Raw genomic sequence first — 3,929 nt, forward strand, 5'->3', positions numbered from 1 at the left:
AACTCGGAAAGTAGTCGCGCCGGCCGCCACTCGCTGATGACCGCGCGCCGCCGCCGCCCACTAGGCTGTCGGCGTGGATTCGTCGGACGGTCAGTCGAGCAGAGAAACAAGCGGAGAAAAGGGTGCCACTCGCGGCGAAGCTGCACAGCATCCCAAAGTCGTGCTGGTCACCGGCGCGTGCCGGTTTTTGGGCGGTTATCTGACGGCCCGGCTGGCGCAGGAGCCGTCTGTCGACCGGGTCATCGCCGTGGACGCGATCGCACCTAGCCGGGACATGCTGCGCCGGATGGGCCGCGCCGAGTTCGTGCGCGCCGACATCCGCAACCCCTTCATCGCCAAGGTGATCCGCAACAGCGACGTCGACACCGTGGTGCATGCGGCAGCCGCCTCGTACGCGCCGCGGCCCGGGGGTGGAGCGGCGTTGAAGGAGATCAATGTCATGGGGGCGATGCAGCTGTTCGCGGCCTGCCAGAAGGCACCCTCGGTGCGCCGCGTGGTGCTCAAGTCGACGTCAGAGGTCTACGGCTCCAGTGCCCGCGATCCGGTGATGTTCACCGAGGACAGCAGCAGTCGTCGTCCCCTGCGGGGAGGTTTTCCCAAAGACAGCCTGGACATCGAGGGCTACGCGCGCGGGCTGGGCCGGCGCCGCCCCGACATCGCGGTCACCATACTGCGGCTGGCGAACATGATCGGCCCGGCGATGGACACCACGCTGTCGCGCTACCTGGCGGGGCCGCTGGTGCCGAGCGTAGTCGGCCGCGACGCCCGCCTCCAGCTGCTGCACGAGCAGGATGCGCTGGGCGCGTTGGGGCACGCCGCCATGGTCGGCAAGGCCGGCACCTTCAACGTGGGCGCCAGCGGCATCATCATGCTCTCGCAGGCGATCCGGCGGGCGGGCCGGATTCCGCTGCCGATCCCGGGGTTTGCTGTGTGGACGCTGGATTCGCTGCGCAAGGCTAATCGCTACAGCGAGATCAACCGTGAGCAACTCGAGTATCTGAGCTACGGCCGGGTGATGGACACCACCCGGATGCGCAACGAGCTCGCCTACCACACGAAGTGGACAACGGAGCAGGCATTTGACGATTATCTGCGCGGCCGAAATCTGTCTCCCATTATCCGACCGGAGTTGGTACTCTCCTTGGAAGGCCGGGCCGTGGCGGCGGCGCATCGTGTAGGCGGCTGGAAACCAATACCATTTGGTGGGGGCAGGTGACTCTCTTGACGCGCGAGAACAGAGCGAAAGTCATTCCGCTGCATGCGAATTCGGGCCACACGGCTGCGCGGCGGCGAGCCGGCCGGCGTTCGCAGGCTCCCCGTCAGCCCTCCTCGGTGCGCACCGGACCCGGTCTTCGCGCGTCGGCCGAGCAGCTCGCCGCCGTCGTCCGCGACATCGACCGGCATCGGAGCGTAGCCGACGTCGGCGCGCAACCCGATGCACCCGTCAACGACCTCGCTCGGCGCGTGGCCGCCGTCGCCGATTTCCTCCGCCACCGGCTGACCGGCGACTATCGCGTGGACGAGTACGGTTTCGATCCGCACTTCAACGACGCGATCGTGCGGCCTTTGCTGAGGTTCTTCTTCCGGTCCTGGTTCCGGGTCGAGGTCAGCGGCATCGAGCACCTGCCTGACACCGGTGCGGCACTGGTGGTGGCCAACCACGCGGGCGTGCTGCCCTTCGACGGGCTGATGACGTCGGTGGCGGTGCACGACGAGCATCCGGCGCACCGCGATTTGCGGTTGCTGGCCGCCGACATGGTGTTCGACCTTCCGGTGATCGCCGAGACCGCGCGCAAGGCCGGTCACACCATGGCGTGCACCGCCGATGCGCACCGGCTGCTGGCCGGCGGGGAGCTCACCGCGGTGTTCCCCGAGGGATACAAGGGCCTGGGCAAGCGGTTCAAGGACCGCTACAAGTTGCAGCGGTTCGGCCGCGGCGGTTTCGTGTCGGCGGCGCTGCGCACGAAGGCACCGATCGTGCCGTGCTCGATCGTGGGTTCGGAGGAGATCTACCCGATGCTCGCCGACGTCACGTTGGTGGCGCGGTTGTTGGGCATGCCGTACTTCCCAATCACCCCGCTGTTCCCGCTGGCCGGTCCGGTCGGACTGGTGCCGCTGCCGTCGAAGTGGCACATCGCTTTCGGTGAGCCGATCCCCACGGCCGGCTACGACGTCGCCGACGCCGACGACCCGATGGTCACCTTCGAGCTGACCGACCAGGTGCGCGAGACAATCCAGCAGACGCTGTACCGGCTGCTGGCCGGGCGCCGCAACATCTTCCTCGGCTGACTGGCCGGGCCGTCGGTCAGGCCGGCTTGGCCAAGGTGAACTGGCAGACGTCGGTGTAGCCGTCGCGGAACAGCTCGGCGCAGCCGGTCAGATACTTCATGTATCGCTGGTATACCTCGTCGGACTGGATCGTGACGGCCTCGTCTTTGCGGTCCTGCAGGTTCGCCGCCCAGGTGTCCAGGGTGCGCGCATAGTGCAACCGCAGCGATTGCGTGCGGGTGAGCGCGAAGCCTGCGCCGGCGGCATGCCGCTCCACCACCACCGGCTGGGGCAGATCCCCGCCGGGGAAGATCTCGTCCATGATGAACTTGAAGAACCGCAGGTGGCGCATGGTGATCGGAAGCCCGCGCGCGGCGAACTCCTCGTCGCTGGGCTTGACGATGGTGTGCAGCAACATCACTCCGCCGGGCGGCAGCACCCGGTAGGCCATGGCGAAGAATTCGTCGTAGCGGTCCCGGCCGAAGTGCTCGAACGCGCCGATCGACACGATCCGGTCCACCGGCTCGTCGAACTGCTCCCAGCCCTGCAGCCGCACCTGCATGGACCGCGGGCTGTCCATCCCGGCGAAGGACTTCTGCACGTGGACGGCCTGGTTTTTACTGAGGGTCAGGCCGATCGCGTTGACGTCGTAACGCTCGATCGCGCGGCGCATGGTGGCGCCCCAGCCGCAGCCGACGTCGAGCAGCGTCATGCCGGGCTGCAGGCCCAGCTTGCCCAGCGACAGGTCGATCTTGGCCAGCTGGGCCTCTTCGAGCGTCATGTCGTCGCGCTCGAAGTAGGCGCAGCTGTAGGTCTGGGTGGGGTCGAGGAAAAGCCTGAAGAAGTCGTCGGACAGGTCGTAGTGCGACTGGACGTCGTCGAAGTGCGGCGTGAGGTCGCTGCCCACTGGCCCTGAAGCTCCCTTCCTGGTCGCGCCCGACACTAGGCGCTGCCCCGAATCGACGCAATCGCTGCGATCGTCGCGCTGGCGTCCGCGTCCGGGTGAGACGACTCACCGAGCATAGTGACGATGCTGGTGATCACCGGCTTGCCGTCGGCATCGGTGACCTCGCTGCGGATCTCGGCGATCACCGTGCCGTGCGACTCGATGACCGAGTCCAGATAGGTGTCGAAGTACAACCGGTCACCGGCCACGATCGGGCGGTGATAGCAGAACTTCTGGTCGCGGTGCAAGACCCGGGCCAGGTTGATCGGGATGGCGAACCTGGTGAAGACGTCCAGTTGGACGCGCCGCCCGGCGACCGCCAGGAACGTCAGCGACGCGGTTAGCCCCGGATAGCCGGCTGCGGCGGCGTCGGCCTCGCTGTAGTGCGTGGGATGGTCGTCGGTGACACTGCGCGCGAACTCACGGACCTTTTCACGCCCGACCTCGAAGTAGTCCGGGGACCGGTAGTGCGTGCCGATGAGTTCTGCGGTGCCTTCGGGTACCGGCATGGGCTGCCCTCCACTCGTATGCGGGCTCAGCGGCGCAGCTTATCAGCGCCTCTCGCGCGTTACTCGCGCTCGTGGCGACGCGACACGGGGTTGTCGCGGTCGGTGCGCCTCTCGCGCGTTACTCGCGCTCGTGGCGACGCGACACGGGGTTGTCGCGGTCGGTGCGCCTCTCGCGCGTTACTCGCGCTCGTGGCGACGCGACACGG

Annotated in this window: 4 protein-coding genes; 2 read left to right on the forward strand and 2 right to left on the reverse strand. The window is 67.5% G+C overall.

Annotated features, from left to right (window positions below; genetic code table 11):
• The first annotated feature begins 73 nt into the window (after positions 1 to 73).
• Both ABDW21_RS14745 and ABDW21_RS14750 read left to right on the forward strand, forming a co-directional pair.
• Positions 74 to 1,216: an SDR family oxidoreductase gene (locus tag ABDW21_RS14745; protein ID WP_343710634.1), complete on the forward strand. Its 1,143-nt coding sequence runs from the start codon at positions 74 to 76 to the stop codon at positions 1,214 to 1,216.
• Positions 1,217 to 1,221: 5 nt separating this feature from the next.
• Positions 1,222 to 2,289 (forward strand): lysophospholipid acyltransferase family protein, encoded by a 1,068-nt coding sequence (locus tag ABDW21_RS14750; protein WP_343602647.1) that lies wholly within the window; start codon positions 1,222 to 1,224, stop codon positions 2,287 to 2,289.
• A 16-nt stretch (positions 2,290 to 2,305) separates the two neighbouring features.
• Here the strand turns inward: ABDW21_RS14750 and ABDW21_RS14755 are convergent, their stop codons facing one another.
• Together ABDW21_RS14755 and ABDW21_RS14760 are read right to left on the reverse strand one after the other, a co-directional pair.
• Positions 2,306 to 3,175 carry a cyclopropane mycolic acid synthase family methyltransferase gene (locus ABDW21_RS14755; protein WP_343710635.1) on the reverse strand — a complete coding sequence of 290 codons (870 nt, stop codon included), beginning with the start codon at positions 3,173 to 3,175 and terminating at the stop codon, positions 2,306 to 2,308.
• A 35-nt stretch (positions 3,176 to 3,210) separates the two neighbouring features.
• A complete protein-coding gene (locus tag ABDW21_RS14760; RefSeq protein ID WP_343602644.1) occupies positions 3,211 to 3,723 on the reverse strand; it encodes a MaoC family dehydratase N-terminal domain-containing protein in 513 nt (170 codons plus the stop codon).
• Positions 3,724 to 3,929: the final 206 nt, after the last annotated feature.

It is taken from the genome of Mycobacterium sp. (genome assembly GCF_039583805.1).
Taxonomy (GTDB): Bacteria; Actinomycetota; Actinomycetes; order Mycobacteriales; family Mycobacteriaceae; genus Mycobacterium.